The sequence below is a fragment of the Escherichia sp. MOD1-EC6021 genome (assembly GCF_002965245.1).
Taxonomy (GTDB): domain Bacteria; phylum Pseudomonadota; class Gammaproteobacteria; order Enterobacterales; family Enterobacteriaceae; genus Escherichia; species Escherichia coli_F.
In genome coordinates this window covers 20,445-35,669 of record NZ_PTRU01000022.1, presented here as the reverse complement: position 1 = coordinate 35,669, position 15,225 = coordinate 20,445, and the positions used below count along the sequence as shown (strand labels likewise).

Sequence of the window (15,225 nt, the reverse complement as noted above, 5' to 3'; positions counted from 1 at the left end):
GTTAAAAACAATGTTTTTAACCTATAAAAATGGCGCTGTATTTGCGCCATTTTTATCATTCAATGCATTATCTGTTTGAGCCTAAAGGGATCTCAGGGTCTGGCTCATGAGTAATTCTGTTTCGTAAATCTCTGCGAATAATTTCAATGGACCAGAACCAGACTAAATGTCCAAAAATTTCAGAGACATTCTCATACCACGGAAGATCAAACAGAGGTGGCGTAAGTCCCATGAGAGGGAATGAAATCATATGAACAAAAAGTTGTGCTAAAGCACCTGCCAGTAAGCCCTGCCAAAGTTTAATTTTTGGAAATACTTCAGCGACCACACAATAACCGACAGCAAACACTATCGAAAAGATAATGTGCGTAACACCAACCCAGTTAAAGACATGCCCGGCAAAGGTATAAACAGCCGCATTGGGATCTGTCAGCCCCAGCCAGTCTCGAAGAAAAATATACGGAGGATTGAGAAAATTACGGGAGCAATCAATTTGCCCAGCAGCCCTGATTAATGATTCCGGGCCACACGCTGCATTAAACATATCCACCGGGCTACGTGGCGGCAATGGAACTTCAGCCCCCCACTTCACAAATGCGGAAACAACGCCAGCAATTAGCCCAATGAATGCAGCAAGACCATAACGTCTGCGGTTCGGTGGAGTTTGTTCAAATATATTCATATTTACCCTGTTTGTTTCATTATGTTGTACACCTCTTCAGGAGTATTCATAAAACAAGATAAATGTAAAGAACTGTATTGTTTTGTATAACCACATGGTTACCTAATCGCCAATTAATATAAGCTCCATTATTTCTTCATATTTTTTTGTTAGAAGTGACAACGATTTGCAGGGTGATGCAGAGCTGACAATCACAGGTTTCCTTATCGGTTTTTGCATCGCACAACTAAAGCAATAAACTAGCTCCCGTCATCGGCGAATATGAATTAATTAGCCGGGCTCATAGCTGCATTCGCGTTTTAAGAATAATCCTCCTGCTCTCACCGACTATGCTTAACGTTTAAAAAAGCATCAACACTCTCGCAACGCACTCTTATTTTCCCCTTTAGAATACCGGAGGCCTGGTATGAGCAACCAAGGCGAATACCCCGAAGATAATCGGGTTGGGAAGCACGAGCCGCACGATTTTAGTTTGACCCGTCGCGATCTGATTAAAGTGAGCGCCGCAACGGCGGCGACCGCCGTGGTTTATCCTCATTCTACGCTTGCGGCAAGCGTTCCGGCAGCTACACCCGCGCCAGAGATAATGCCCCTGACACTTAAGGTGAACGGCAAAACCGAGCAGCTTGAGGTGGATACCCGAACCACGCTACTGGACGCTTTGCGTGAAAATCTGCATCTGATCGGTACCAAGAAAGGTTGCGATCACGGACAGTGCGGAGCCTGTACCGTACTGGTCAATAGTCGCAGGCTTAATGCCTGCCTGACGCTGGCAGTCATGCATCAGGGGGCCGAGATCACCACCATTGAAGGCCTGGGTTCACCAGAGAATCTTCACCCCATGCAGGCGGCCTTTATCAAGCATGATGGCTTCCAGTGCGGCTACTGCACCTCCGGGCAAATTTGCTCATCAGTAGCGGTGCTAAAAGAGATTCAGGACGGCATTCCCAGTCACGTCACGGTCGATTTGGTTTCCCCTCCAGAAAGAACTGCCGATGAGATCCGTGAACGTATGAGCGGCAACATCTGTCGCTGTGGTGCATACGCTAACATCCTTGCCGCCATTGAAGACGCTGCGGGGGAGATAAAATCATGAAGGCGTTTACCTATGAACGTGTGAACACCCCTGCCGAGGCGGCACTTAGCGCTCAGCGCGTACCCGGCGCAAAATTTATCGCTGGCGGGACCAATCTGCTGGACCTGATGAAGCTGGAAATTGAAACGCCCCCCCACCTTATAGATGTGAACGGGCTCGGGCTCGATAAGATTGAAGTGACCGACGCGGGTGGGCTGCGCATCGGCGCACTGGTACGGAACACCGACCTGGCGGCTCACGAGCGCGTGCGTCGTGATTACGCGGTACTCTCCCGCGCTCTGCTCGCTGGCGCGTCTGGTCAGTTACGTAATCAGGCAACCACCGCAGGTAATCTGCTCCAGCGCACGCGCTGCCCCTATTTTTACGACACCAATCAGCCCTGCAATAAGCGCCTGCCCGGGAGCGGCTGCGCGGCACTTGAAGGCTTTAGCCGTCAGCACGCGGTGGTAGGCGTAAGCGAAGCCTGCATTGCCACCCATCCGAGCGATATGGCGGTCGCAATGCGGTTGCTGGATGCGGTGGTGGAAACCATCACGCCGGAGAGAAAAACTCGCAGTATCACACTGGCTGATTTTTATCACCCACCGGGGAAAACGCCGCACATTGAAACCGCCCTGCTTCCCGGTGAGCTTATCGTTGCGGTGACGTTACCTCCGCCGCTCGGCGGAAAACATATCTACCGCAAGGTGCGCGATCGCGCCTCCTACGCCTTTGCCCTGGTATCGGTCGCGGCGATTATTCAGCCTGACGGCAGCGGGCGCGTCGCGCTGGGCGGAGTAGCACATAAGCCCTGGCGCATTGAGGCTGCGGATGCTCAGCTATCCCAGGGGGCGCAGGCCGTGTATGACGCGCTGTTCGCCAGCGCCCATCCCACCGCTGAAAATACCTTTAAACTCCTGTTGGCGAAGCGAACGCTTGCCTCCGTACTGGCTGAAGCGAGGGCACAGGCATGAAATTTGATAAACCCGCAGGGAAAAACCCGATCGATCAGCTGAAGGTTGTCGGTCGTCCCCATGACCGCATCGACGGACCGCTGAAAACTACCGGCACGGCACGCTACGCCTACGAATGGCATGAAGAAGCCCCCAACGCCGCCTATGGCTATATCGTCGGTTCCGCCATTGCCAAAGGGCGCCTCACCGCCCTTGATACGGACGCCGCGCAAAAAGCGCCGGGCGTACTGGCTGTCATTACCGCCAGTAACGCTGGGGCACTCGGCAAAGGCGACAAAAACACCGCCAGGCTGTTAGGCGGCCCCACTATTGAGCACTATCATCAGGCCATTGCGCTGGTAGTGGCCGAGACCTTCGAACAGGCGCGAGCGGCGGCCTCGCTGGTGCAGGCGCACTATCGCCGTAATAAAGGAGCTTACTCCCTGGCGGACGAGAAACAGGCCGTCAGTCAGCCGCCGGAAGACACGCCCGATAAAAACGTTGGTGACTTTGACGGGGCTTTCACCTCCGCTGCGGTGAAAATTGATGCTACATACACGACCCCGGACCAGAGCCATATGGCGATGGAGCCGCATGCCTCGATGGCCGTCTGGGATGGAAATAAGCTTACCCTCTGGACCTCAAATCAGATGATTGACTGGTGCCGCACCGATCTGGCAAAAACGCTGAAAGTGCCCGTGGAGAATGTGCGTATTATCTCCCCGTATATCGGCGGAGGGTTTGGCGGCAAGCTATTCCTGAGAAGCGATGCGCTGCTGGCGGCCCTCGCCGCCCGTGCGGTGAAACGTCCGGTTAAAGTGATGCTCCCCCGCCCCACTATTCCCAATAACACCACGCACCGCCCCGCCACCCTTCAGCACCTGCGTATCGGTGCCAACCAGAGCGGGAAAATCACCGCTATCTCACATGAAAGCTGGTCCGGAAACCTGCCCGGCGGCACGCCGGAAACGGCGGTACAGCAAAGCGAATTACTCTACGCAGGGGCAAACCGTCATACCGGCCTGCGGCTCGCCGCGCTTGATTTGCCGGAAGGGAACGCCATGCGTGCGCCCGGCGAAGCCCCCGGTCTGATGGCGCTCGAAATCGCGATCGACGAACTGGCGGAAAAAGCGGGCATCGATCCCGTCGAGTTTCGCATCCTGAATGACACTCAGGTTGACCCCGCCGACCCGACGCGCCGCTTCTCTCGCCGTCAGCTTATCGAGTGCTTGCGCACCGGAGCGGATAAATTTGGCTGGAAGCAGCGCAACGCCACACCCGGACAGGTGCGCGACGGGGAGTGGCTAGTCGGCCACGGTGTTGCGGCGGGCTTTCGCAATAATCTGCTGGAAAAATCGGGTGCTCGGGTTCACCTCGAACAAAACGGCACCGTTACCGTAGAAACGGACATGACCGACATTGGCACCGGCAGCTACACCATTCTGGCCCAGACGGCAGCGGAAATGCTTGGCGTACCGCTGGAGCAGGTTGCGGTTCACCTCGGCGATTCCAGTTTCCCGGTTTCTGCGGGTTCTGGTGGACAATGGGGCGCGAATACCTCCACCTCCGGCGTTTACGCCGCCTGTGTGAAACTTCGCGAAATGATTGCCTCGGCGGTCGGGTTTGATCCTGAGCAGTCGCGGTTTGCCGACGGCAAGATTACCAACGGTACCCGAAGCGCCACGCTACATGAGGCCACCGCAGGCGGCAGACTGACAGCCGAAGAGAGCATTGAGTTCGGCACTCTCAGCAAGGAGTACCAGCAATCGACCTTTGCCGGGCATTTTGTGGAGGTCGGCGTGCATAGCGCGACGGGAGAAGTTCGGGTCCGGCGTATGCTCGCCGTGTGCGCAGCGGGGCGCATTCTGAATCCGAAAACTGCACGCAGCCAGGTCATTGGCGCGATGACTATGGGCATGGGCGCGGCACTGATGGAGGAGCTGGCGGTAGATGACCGTTTGGGCTACTTCGTTAATCACGATATGGCGGGGTATGAGGTGCCGGTTCATGCGGATATCCCAAAACAGGAGGTGATTTTCCTGGATGATACCGACCCCATCTCCTCCCCGATGAAGGCCAAAGGTGTCGGTGAGCTGGGCCTGTGCGGCGTGAGCGCGGCTATCGCCAACGCGGTGTATAACGCCACCGGTATTCGGGTACGGGATTATCCCATCACTCTGGATAAGCTGCTCGATAAACTGCCGGATGTGGTTTAAGGAGGAACAATGTCATACTCGCTTTTTGACAAAGACGAGCACTGGCATAAGCCAGAGCAGGCGTTTCTCACCGATGACCACCGGACCATTCTGCGCTTCGCCGTAGAGGCGCTAATGTCCGGTAAAGGAGCGGTGCTGGTGACGCTGGTGGAGATACGCGGCGGCGCGGCGCGCCCGCTCGGAGCACAGATGGTGGTGCGCGAAGATGGTCGTTACTGCGGTTTTGTCTCTGGCGGCTGCGTGGAGGCCGCTGCCGCTTTTGAAGCGCTGGAGGTGATGGGCTCAGGCTGCGATCGCAAAATTCGCTATGGCGAAGGTTCGCCGTGGTTTGACATCGTTCTGCCCTGCGGCGGTGGGATCACGCTGACGCTCCATAAACTACGCTCGGCACAGCCTCTGCTCGCCGTGCTGAACCGCCTGGAACAGAGAAAACCGGCGGGTCTGCGCTACGATCCGCAAGCTCAATCGCTGGTGTGCCTGCCCACGCAAACCCGAACGGGCTGGAATCTCAATGGCTTTGAGGTGGGGTTCAGGCCATGCGTCAGGCTGATGATTTACGGACGTTCTCTTGAGGCGCAGGCAACCGCGAGTCTTGCAGCAGCCACAGGCTATGACAGCCATATCTTCGATCTTTTTCCGGCCTCAACCAGCGCTCAGATCGATACCGATACGGCGGTCATTTTGCTGTGCCATGATCTCAACCGGGAGCTGCCAGTGTTGCAGGCCGCGCGAGAGGCAAAACCCTTTTATCTCGGCGCATTGGGGAGCTATCGAACCCACACGTTACGTCTGCAAAAGCTCCACGAGCTAGGATGGTCCAGGGAGGAGACAGCGCAAATCCGGGCACCCATCGGGATATTCCCCAAAGCCCGGGATGCGCATACTCTGGCACTCTCTGTGCTGGCAGAAGTCGCTTCTGTAAGTCTCCATCAGGAGGAGGATTCATGCCTGCCCCCGTCGTCGTGATCCTTGCGGCCGGGCGTGGAGAGCGCTTTCTCGCCTCCGGGGGAAATACCATAAATTAAGAGAAAAAACTGCAGTAGCCGTTTTAGAAAATCACCTAAATCGTTTAAAAGAGCGCCCAACCCATAGTGGGCGCTCATCGCCTTGTGTAACTTATTCAGCAACGCGCGCCCTCGCCGGACTAAAGCGCACTGGCCTTCTGGCGTGCGGTAACAAAGGTCAGTACGCCAGCGCAAAGGAGCAGCACGCTACTCATAGCAAACGTGCTCTGCCAGCCAAGGCGGTCGAACACAATGCCTCCTGCCGTTGATCCAAGGGCGATGGCGAGCTGAATCACCGCGACCATGAGCCCGCCTCCGGCTTCGGCGTTGTCAGGCAACGTACGCGCAATCCATGTCCACCATCCGGTTGGCGCGGCGGTGGCCAGCATGCCCCAGAGTCCTAACAGCAGCGAGACCGTCCAGACGTGATGCCCGATAAGCATCAGACCGATAGCAATGACGGCCATAAGTCCGGGTATGGCCATCAGCGTGGGGTAGAATTTTCTGTTGAGAAATGCCGAAACAACCAGCGTGCCAATAAAACCGGCCACGCCGATAATCAGCAAAATCAACGACAAGCCTAAGGAATTAACCCGTGTCACCGACTCCAGAAACGGGCGCACATAGGTGAATAGCGCAAACTGCCCCATGAAAAACAGGCCACAAGCTATCATGCCGACCACAACCATGCGGCGGCTAAATAAGCGGAATACCGTGCCAAATGACGTGTGGCTTTTATTCGCATCCATACTGGGCAGGCTGATGCACTGCCAGATAAAGGCGACCACCGCGATGGGCACCAGGCACAAGAAAGCGCCTCGCCATCCGACCGTGGCACCCAGATAGCTTCCCAGCGGCGCGGCCACGACCGTCGCCAGCGCATTACCGGCATTGAAAATCGCCAGCGCACGCGTGACCTGTTGCTGCGGCACCAGACGAATCGCCGTTGCCGCAGACATCGACCAGAATCCGCCAATCGCCACACCAATCATCGCGCGACCGATCATATACATCAGATAACTGGAAGCCAGCGCAATAATAAGCCCCGATACGGCCATCAGAACCGTCATCCCCAGCAGCAGGAACTTACGATTCATCTTTCCAGCTAGCGTTGAAAGCGTCAGGCTGGTCAGAACCGCCAGCGCGCCGGAGATAGCAATCCCCTGCCCAGCAAGCCCCTCCGTCACGCCTAAATCGCGGGTAATCGGCGTGAGCAGGCTGACGGGCATAAATTCAGAAGCAATCAGCACAAACACGCACAGGGTCATGGCAAAAATACCGCCCCAGTATGCGTGCTGATGATGAGGTGATGGTGTTTGGCTTAGTGTCGACATAGTGAAATTTCACAAAGATCAGGATAAAAGCCACCAGCCTATGGCCGGTGGCTTTGCATCAATTCAGGAGAGGTTTTATTTCAGTTTGGTCTGGAAAAATTGTTCGAACTTCGCGAAAGGTATTTTTCCGGCCACGTTATCGTACAGGTCCACGTGATTTGCCCCAGGTACCACCACCAGCTCTTTATCTTTACTGCCAACCGCCTTGTAAGCATCTTCAGCAAAATAGCGTGAATGTGCTTTCTCACCGGTCACAATCAGCGTCGGGATGGTGATTTCACTGGCGTAGCTGAGCAGCGGCATATTCATAAACGACAGCGGCATCGTTGCCGTCCACGCCCCGGTCGAGTTCACGGATCGTGCATGAAAACCACGCGGCATACGATAGTAATCGAAGAACTCTTTCAGTACCGGATGCGGATTTGCCGGCAGCGTTTCTGGCAGAATACGCTCGCCCGCACTGACCTTACCGTTGCTATCGACATTAATATCATGACCACCGTGAGCGAACGTTCCGCTCTGCGCATCCTTCCAGCGCTGTTCATTCAGATATTGCAGAACAGCACGACGGTCGGCGGTAGAATAACGGTCTTCGCCATCCCCCACACCATGGCCCATCGCCCGGCTCATGTCATACATCACGCTGGTAGCAACCGCTTTAACGCGGGTATCCATCGCCACGTCGTTCAGCGCCATGCCGCCCCAGCCACAAATACCGAGCAGCCCGATACGGTTGCGATCTACCTCTTTTTGCAGCCCTAAGAAATCCACCGCCGCGCTGAAATCTTCAGTGTTGATATCCGGTGAGGCGACGTTTCGCGGATAGCCGCCGCTTTCCCCGGTGTAAGAAGGATCGAACGCCAGGGTAACAAACCCTCGTTCCGCCAGCGTCTGCGCATACAGGCCGCTGGATTGCTCTTTCACCGCGCCAAATGGCCCACTGACCGCAATCGCCGCCAGCTTGCGATCGCCACGGTCTTTAGGCAGGTAAAGATCGCCCACTAAGGTGATGCCATATCGGTTCGGGAACGAGACTTTACGGTGATCGACTTTCTGGCTCTCGGCGAACGTTTTATCCCATTTATCTGTCATGGACACAGGGGCATTAGGATTGGTTGAATCAGCATAACTCATTGTCGTGACTCCACTTAATGATGCGAAAAGCAGCATGGTCGGCATCGCGGTTTTTAGCGTTCGGGTGAAGGCTTTCATAAAAATCCCCATAAAAAACAACAGAGAGATACAGGTTTCCGACGGACAACACTGCGGTGCTTTACTTTGATGGGGTCATTATAGTGAGCAGAATTAGTGCTGATTAGGGGGCGATTAATGCTAAGATTAATACCATATTGTTATAAATTAATGCGGAGATTGCCGGCATGAAGGGGGGATGTTTCAATGGCGAAAAGGGAGAACTACAACGAGCTGTACCTGTTTATGCAGGTGGTGCGGGAAGGCAGCTTTACCGCAGCGGCTCAGCGGCTGGGTCTTGCTCAGTCAGGAGTCAGCCGTTCTGTTCGCGAGCTTGAAGAAAGGCTCGGCGTCCAGCTGCTGGTGCGCACCACGCGTAAACTGTCGCTGACGCAAGCAGGCGAGCAGCTCTACCAGAAGACGGCATCTGGATTTGAAATGTTAGATCTTGGGCTTGCCACACTGGCGCACTATCGAGAGACGCCCTCCGGCACGGTGCGTATCAATGCCAGCCAGCACGCGATTGATAAATGCCTGCTGCCAAAGCTGGCGGTATTTAAACAGCGATATCCTGATATCCGGCTTGAACTGATAAATGAGAGCCGGTTCGTCGATATCATCGAGGAAAGATTCGATGCTGGTGTCCGCCTGGGGCCTGAAGTCGGCCAGGGTATGGTCGCGGTACGCATCACGCCCGATATGGAGATGGCAATTGTGGGGACTCCGGAACATTTTCGTCGCTATGGTTTTCCGCAAACCCCGGCGGATTTAAAGGCGCATCCCTGTATCGCCTATCAGTTTGCCGACGGCAGCGTATACCAGTGGGAACTCAATCAGGATGATAAAAAAATCACTCATCGCCCTGAAGGGCAATGGGCCCTATCCGACAGCTATATGGAAGCAGAAGCCGCACGGCTGGGCCTCGGATTGGCCTATGTTCCTGTTGAACTGGTTGCGGATGATTTAGAACACGGTAAGCTTATCAGAGTGTTGCAGCGTTACAGCCTGCGAATGGAGGGATTGTTTCTCTATTACCCTCATCGCAACGTCTCCCCCGCTCTGCGGATGGTCATTGATACATTGAAAATCTGAACGTTAACAACGACCGACTCTTCACTGTGCAATATTGTGTCAGGTAGTCATTCTGCGTTCAATTCCAGGGGCCGCTTTGAGCGAGAAAGAGCGGACTTATCTGTACAAGGGGACTATCCAGCAATGGAGATCACCCATAAGAAAAAAGTACCTGGCTCCCTCGACAACCTTCATCCGGGAATTTAGCCTCAATCAACATTTTTATATCTGTCAGGTTACTTCATTATGAAAACCGATCAATATCGTTGTTTTTGTTGCAATAGTAGAATACGCGTATTTATTCCTCCATCTCTATTAATAACGGCAATAAACTATTTACTTCACTGATATTTAAAATATATATCCTTTCCCTGCTTTTCAAGTTGTTCAGCGGCGTAAGAAAACGTATTAAATATGAATTCGACGATTTAACCATTTCTGTCTGATTGGTAATCATCTGTGATTAATGCTGGTCTATTGATTACGCCAGCATTAACCGCTTAGGGATGTATTCTTCCTGATCATATACAGCCCTCGAAAAAGAGAGAAAATAAAACTGTGTCCAATATTACTCTACTACTCCAGACCGAAGCATCGGTAGAATTAGCAGAACGACTGGTACAATAGATTGGGATAGCGTCATTTGTCAGGTATTCCATTGCCTGACAAATGACAATTTTGAGTCAATAGACGTGCTTCTTGATCATGTCTTAAAAATTATACCATGAGCCTTATGAAGCATCATTTTTACTGACTGGTGTTAACTTTGCTATCATATAAACTCTGTTCTTAAAAAACGCGCCCAGAATTTTATATGATTTCCCTTGTTTTTCTGCCTGTAAAGAAATTTCTTTTTCAGTGCTGTTAATGGTTGAACCGACGGCAGTAATCGTTTTGGCGACGCTACTGAATGATAATAAAGACAGTGCAACCACAACAATTAAAGAACAGATAGTATTCACGTTAATTCTCCTGACAATTGAGAGGGTGAGTAGTATATACATAGGTATTAAACATGAGTCATATTTACTCTAAGAGAAAATACTCCTTCTGTAATTAAACCTTCATCTCCTTCGGGGTGAGCAATACATAATGCATCTTGCTATGCAAAACAGGTGGATATAAATTCTCCTCCCGACCTATTTAATAAAACGTGAATATAAAAGTTATTCTTCAGTTTGCAGATGCAGTAGGTCTGATGGTAATTTCGGTTGTATCAACGCTTTCGGGAGATTCAATAATATGCCTTACAGCACGGGCAATATCCGCGGGTTGAAGTGCAACAGAACGGTAGGCGTCCATTGACTTCATGGTTTCCACATGGGTAATGGTTGAAGCCAGTTCACTTTCTACAACCCCAGGATTTACGCAGGTCACACGGATTTTCGAGCTTTCCTGCCGTAAGCCATCAGAAATAGCCCGTACTGCAAATTTTGATGCGCAATAGACTGCGCCTGTGGGCACAACAGAAAGGGCACCAATAGAACCAAGATTGATTATCTGACCGGAACCCTGTGCTTCCATCACCGGAAGTACAGCGCCAATTCCCCAAAGTACGCCTTTGATATTCACGTCAATAGTGAGCTCCCATTCATTTTGTTTTCCTGCTGCAAGCGGTGAAAGCGGCATAACGCCCGCATTATTGATAAGAACATCAACTCGCCCCCAGCTATCCAGCGCTGCTTGCACGAAATCTGCCATGGACTGTCGGTCTGTGACATCCAACTCCCGCGCTTTAGCAATTCCTCCTGCGCGGCAGATTTCTTTTGCAATGGCTTCGATACGCTCAAGTCTGCGTGCTCCCAGTAAAACCTTTGCACCTGCCGTTCCCAGCTCTCTGGCAATACCTTCCCCAATACCACTTGATGCGCCGGTGATTAATATGACCTTATCCATTACGTTCTCCTTCAAATGTGTTCGGAGAGATAATAGAACTTTATGATTGGTTCCAGTATCCTGCTTTCAATGTACTCAATGGTTAGCGGCATTAAACAATGAAAATCGATCTTAATCTTTTACCCATTTTTATCGCGGTAGCAGAAGAGAGTAATTTCAGTAAAGCCGCCGCACGACTGGGCGTTACCCGTTCAGCGGTCAGTCAGGGAATAAGACGTCTTGAAGATGCATTCGGGACAATGCTTGTAATGCGGACCACGCGCTCAGTTAATTTGACGGAAGCGGGAGAACGGCTGCATAAATCGTTGTCATTACCTTTATCCGGTATTGAGGCAGCGTTCGAAGAGATAGTCTCTGACCATGTACCACGTGGACATCTCAGAATCGCGGTGACGTCGATAGCAGAAGAATTTCTTTCAGGTCCGCTAATCGCTTCGTTTGCAGCTGCCAATCCAGCCGTTACGCTTGATATTGTTGTCACGGATGAGGAATTCGATATCGTTGCCGCAGGTTACGATGCTGGCGTAAGGCTCGGAGAGGTCATTGAAAAAGACATGATTGCTGTTCCCCTTACCGGTAAGCAGCGTGAAATGGTCGTTGCCTCCCCCTCCTATCTCGCAGCCAACAGCACACCTGTTCATCCGCGCGAACTTGTGAATCATAAGTGTATCGGCTGGCGTCAGTCCCCGGAGGTTGCGCCTTATCGCTGGCCATTTGAAGAAAACGGTAGAGCTTTCGACCTTGCGATTGAACCGCAGATTACGACGAATGATCTGCGTCTGATGTTGAGGCTGGCTCTTGCCGGCGGAGGAATAACAATTGCCACTCAGGAAACGTTCAGGCCATATATTGAAAGCGGTAAGCTTGTATCGCTGCTTGATGACTTTCTTCCACAATTTCCGGGCTTCTATCTGTATTTCCCACAGCGTCGCAATATTGCACCAAAGCTCCGCGCCCTGATTGACCACGTCAAGGAATGGCGGCAGCAATTGGCTTAAATGTCTGCACCTGCACTGCCTGATGTCAGAACAGTATTTTGAGAAATTGCCAGGGTTACAATGGCAGAAATATGGCACAGGAGAAAGGCGTGGTGTAATTGAATGTGAGGTAACTTATTGATTTTAATGGTGCCGATAATAGGAGTCGAACCTACGACCTTCGCATTACGAATGCGCTGCTCTACCAACTGAGCTATATCGGCCCTGAAAGGACATGTTCACGAGCGTGAATCACGGTGGACAAGGTTAAAACTAACCGGGCGATGCGTCAATGGCCTTGTGAATCAAATGGCTACTTTTGCATCACCCGGTTTTATTTACGCACGAATGGTGTAATCACCAATGCCGATCCACTTGTAGGTGGTCAGAGCTTCCAGCCCCATTGGGCCGCGCGCGTGGAGTTTTTGTGTGCTTACCGCAACTTCCGCCCCCAGACCAAACTGGCCGCCGTCGGTAAAACGCGTAGAGGCGTTAACGTAAACAGCGGAGGAATCCACTTCGTTAACAAAACGCTGGGCGTTGCGCATATCGCGGGTCAGGATCGCATCGGAATGTTGCGTGCCGTGTTCACGAATATGGGCGATAGCATCGTCAAGATCGCTGACGATTTTGACGTTCAAGTCTAATGACAGGAACTCATCGTCATACTCTTCGGCTTTAACAGCCACCACCTTCGCGGGGCCTGCCTGCAACTGCGCCAGCGCAGTTGCGTCAGCGTGTAATGTCACGCCGCTTTCCGCCATTTGCTTGCTTAATGCGGGCAGGAAGCTATCTGCGATGTTTTTATTTACCAGCAACGTTTCTACCGTATTACACGTGCTCGGGCGCTGAGTTTTCGCGTTGACAATCACTTTCAATGCTTCAGCGATCTCTGCACTTTCATCAACGTAAATATGGCATACGCCTATACCACCTGTGATTACCGGAATCGTCGACTGCTCGCGGCACAGTTTATGCAAACCAGCCCCGCCGCGCGGGATAAGCATGTCGATGTATTTATCCATACGCAGCATTTCACTGACCAGCGCACGGTCAGGATTATCAATCGCCTGCACGGCACCCGCCGGTAAGCCACAGGATTTCAGGGCGTCCTGAATCACCGCCACCGTTGCCGCGTTAGTGCGACACGTTTCTTTGCCGCCGCGCAGGATCACCGCGTTACCGGTTTTCAGGCACAGCGAAGCGACATCTACCGTCACGTTCGGGCGCGCTTCATAAATCACGCCAATCACCCCCAGCGGCACGCGACGGCGTTCCAGACGCAGGCCGCTGTCCAGCACCCCGCCATCAATTACCTGCCCCACTGGATCGGCGAGGTTACACACCTGGCGCACATCATCGGCAATGCTTTTCAGCCGTGCGGGCGTCAGTGCCAGGCGGTCTAGCATCGCTTCGCTAAGGCCATTGGCACGCGCGTCAGCAACATCCTGGGCGTTAGCATTGAGGATGCTTTCGCTTTGTGCTTCCAGTTCATCGGCGATTTTTTCCAGCACGCGATTTTTTTCGCGACTGGAGAGTTGCGCTAAATTATACGAGGCTTGCTTCGCGGCAATGCCCATTTGTTCCAGCATCGGCTGCTCCTTAACGGGTAATCATATCATCACGGTGAACGGCAACCGGGCCGTATTCATATCCCAGTATTGCATCAATTTCTTGCGAGTGGTGTCCGGCAATACGGCGTAATGCATCGCTGTTGTAACGACTGACGCCGTGGGCGATATCGCGACCTTCAAGGTTGCAAATGCGAATGACTTCACCACGCGAGAAGTTGCCGGTTACGCTTTTAATGCCTTTCGGCAACAGGGAGCTGCCGCGTTCAAGAATGGCGGCGGTTGCCCCTTCATCTACCGTGATTTCACCCGCAGGCGGCGCACCGAAAATCCAACGTTTGCGGTTTTCAAGCGGAGTCGCCTGGGCATGGAACAGCGTACCGACGGAAATACCTTCCATCACATCACCAATGACACCCGGCTTACTGCCCGCGGCAATAATGGTGTCGATACCCGCACGGCAAGCCACGTCAGCGGCCTGCAATTTAGTGCTCATGCCGCCGGTTCCAAGACCTGAAACGCTGTCACCAGCAATCGCGCGCAGTGCGTCATCAATGCCGTACACATCTTTAATCAGTTCTGCCTGCGGATTGCTACGCGGGTCAGCGGTATACAAACCTTTTTGATCGGTCAGCAACAACAGTTTATCGGCACCTGCCAGAATCGCCGCCAGTGCCGAAAGGTTATCGTTATCGCCGACTTTAATCTCTGCAGTAGCGACAGCATCGTTCTCATTGATTACCGGAACGATGTTGTTATCGAGCAGTGCACGCAAGGTGTCGCGGGCGTTCAGGAAGCGTTCACGGTCCTCCATATCAGCACGAGTTAGCAGCATCTGCCCGACGTGAATGCCATAAATCGAAAACAGCTGTTCCCACAGTTGAATCAGTCGACTCTGCCCTACCGCCGCCAGAAGTTGTTTCGAGGCGATAGTCGCTGGCAGTTCCGGGTAACCCAGGTGCTCACGTCCGGCGGCAATCGCCCCCGACGTCACAATTACAATCCGATGCCCGGCGGCATGTAGCTGCGCGCACTGGCGAACAAGTTCAACGATATGGGCACGGTTCAGGCGGCGCGATCCGCCTGTTAGCACACTGGTGCCGAGTTTTACCACCAGCGTCTGGCTGTCACTCATGATTCTCTGCCATTCAATTTTAGGGAAAATGATATCAAACGAACGTTTTAGCAGGACTGTCGCCGGTTGCCAACCATCTGCAAGCAAAGCATGGCGTTTTGTTGCGCGGGATCAGCAAGC

At 52.9% G+C, this 15,225-nt stretch carries 13 protein-coding genes, 1 tRNA gene and 1 pseudogene; 7 read left to right on the top strand and 8 right to left on the bottom strand.

Annotation, left to right across the window (positions count from 1 at the left end):
* Positions 1–67: 67 nt before the first annotated feature.
* On the bottom strand, positions 68–682 hold the full coding sequence (locus BEB54_RS20770; protein WP_001019920.1) for a YagU family protein: 615 nt from the start codon (positions 680–682) through the stop codon (positions 68–70).
* A gap of 406 nt (positions 683–1,088) precedes the next feature.
* On the opposite strand from BEB54_RS20770, the gene paoA reads away from it, so the two are divergent.
* Genes paoA through paoD form a run of 4 tightly spaced genes read left to right on the top strand, consistent with a single transcriptional unit; the run spans position 1,089 to position 5,892 of the window.
* Entirely contained in the window at positions 1,089–1,778 is a 690-nt protein-coding gene (gene paoA / locus BEB54_RS20760; protein ID WP_105277145.1) for an aldehyde dehydrogenase iron-sulfur subunit PaoA, read from the top strand.
* Positions 1,775–2,731, top strand: a complete 957-nt coding sequence (gene paoB, locus BEB54_RS20755) for an aldehyde oxidoreductase FAD-binding subunit PaoB (RefSeq protein ID WP_105277144.1) — start codon at positions 1,775–1,777, stop codon at positions 2,729–2,731. Before paoA ends, paoB begins: the two co-directional genes overlap by 4 nt.
* Positions 2,728–4,926: an aldehyde oxidoreductase molybdenum-binding subunit PaoC gene (gene paoC, locus BEB54_RS20750; RefSeq protein WP_105277143.1), complete on the top strand. Its 2,199-nt coding sequence runs from the start codon at positions 2,728–2,730 to the stop codon at positions 4,924–4,926. Before paoB ends, paoC begins: the two co-directional genes overlap by 4 nt.
* Positions 4,927–4,935: 9 nt before the next feature.
* Positions 4,936–5,892, top strand: a complete 957-nt coding sequence (paoD, locus tag BEB54_RS20745) for a molybdenum cofactor insertion chaperone PaoD (protein WP_105277142.1) — start codon at positions 4,936–4,938, stop codon at positions 5,890–5,892.
* 178 nt (positions 5,893–6,070) lie between these two features.
* Here the strand turns inward: paoD and BEB54_RS20740 are convergent, their stop codons facing one another.
* Together BEB54_RS20740 and BEB54_RS20735 are read right to left on the bottom strand one after the other, a co-directional pair.
* Positions 6,071–7,198: an MFS transporter gene (locus BEB54_RS20740; RefSeq protein WP_123059753.1), complete on the bottom strand. Its 1,128-nt coding sequence runs from the start codon at positions 7,196–7,198 to the stop codon at positions 6,071–6,073.
* Between the two features lie 141 nt (positions 7,199–7,339).
* Complete coding sequence (locus BEB54_RS20735) at positions 7,340–8,398, bottom strand: alpha/beta hydrolase (RefSeq protein ID WP_123059757.1); 1,059 nt, start codon at positions 8,396–8,398, stop codon at positions 7,340–7,342.
* A 264-nt stretch (positions 8,399–8,662) separates the two neighbouring features.
* On the opposite strand from BEB54_RS20735, the gene BEB54_RS20730 reads away from it, so the two are divergent.
* Together BEB54_RS20730 and ykgR are read left to right on the top strand one after the other, a co-directional pair.
* The gene (locus BEB54_RS20730; protein ID WP_001119037.1) at positions 8,663–9,547 is read left to right on the top strand and encodes a LysR family transcriptional regulator; all 885 of its coding nucleotides are present in this window, start codon (positions 8,663–8,665) and stop codon (positions 9,545–9,547) included.
* 229 nt (positions 9,548–9,776) lie between these two features.
* A pseudogene (gene ykgR, locus BEB54_RS29815) lies at positions 9,777–9,845 on the top strand (small membrane protein YkgR); the annotation flags it as partial.
* A gap of 412 nt (positions 9,846–10,257) precedes the next feature.
* On the opposite strand, the gene BEB54_RS20720 reads toward ykgR, so the two are convergent.
* Both BEB54_RS20720 and BEB54_RS20715 read right to left on the bottom strand, forming a co-directional pair.
* Entirely contained in the window at positions 10,258–10,536 is a 279-nt protein-coding gene (locus tag BEB54_RS20720) for a hypothetical protein (protein ID WP_105277139.1), read from the bottom strand.
* A gap of 163 nt (positions 10,537–10,699) precedes the next feature.
* Complete coding sequence (locus tag BEB54_RS20715; RefSeq protein WP_105277138.1) at positions 10,700–11,422, bottom strand: SDR family oxidoreductase; 723 nt, start codon at positions 11,420–11,422, stop codon at positions 10,700–10,702.
* 98 nt (positions 11,423–11,520) lie between these two features.
* On the opposite strand from BEB54_RS20715, the gene BEB54_RS20710 reads away from it, so the two are divergent.
* The gene (locus BEB54_RS20710) at positions 11,521–12,420 is read left to right on the top strand and encodes a LysR family transcriptional regulator (protein WP_105277137.1); all 900 of its coding nucleotides are present in this window, start codon (positions 11,521–11,523) and stop codon (positions 12,418–12,420) included.
* Positions 12,421–12,547: 127 nt separating this feature from the next.
* Here the strand turns inward: BEB54_RS20710 and BEB54_RS20705 are convergent.
* The 3 genes from BEB54_RS20705 to proB all read right to left on the bottom strand — a co-directional run bounded on the left by BEB54_RS20705 (position 12,548) and on the right by proB (position 15,105).
* Positions 12,548–12,623 (bottom strand) — tRNA-Thr (locus BEB54_RS20705).
* Between the two features lie 114 nt (positions 12,624–12,737).
* Positions 12,738–13,991 (bottom strand): glutamate-5-semialdehyde dehydrogenase, encoded by a 1,254-nt coding sequence (gene proA, locus BEB54_RS20700; RefSeq protein WP_105277743.1) that lies wholly within the window; start codon positions 13,989–13,991, stop codon positions 12,738–12,740.
* A 10-nt stretch (positions 13,992–14,001) separates the two neighbouring features.
* Positions 14,002–15,105, bottom strand: a complete 1,104-nt coding sequence (proB, locus tag BEB54_RS20695) for a glutamate 5-kinase (RefSeq protein WP_001285288.1) — start codon at positions 15,103–15,105, stop codon at positions 14,002–14,004.
* Between the last annotated feature and the right edge of the window lie 120 nt (positions 15,106–15,225).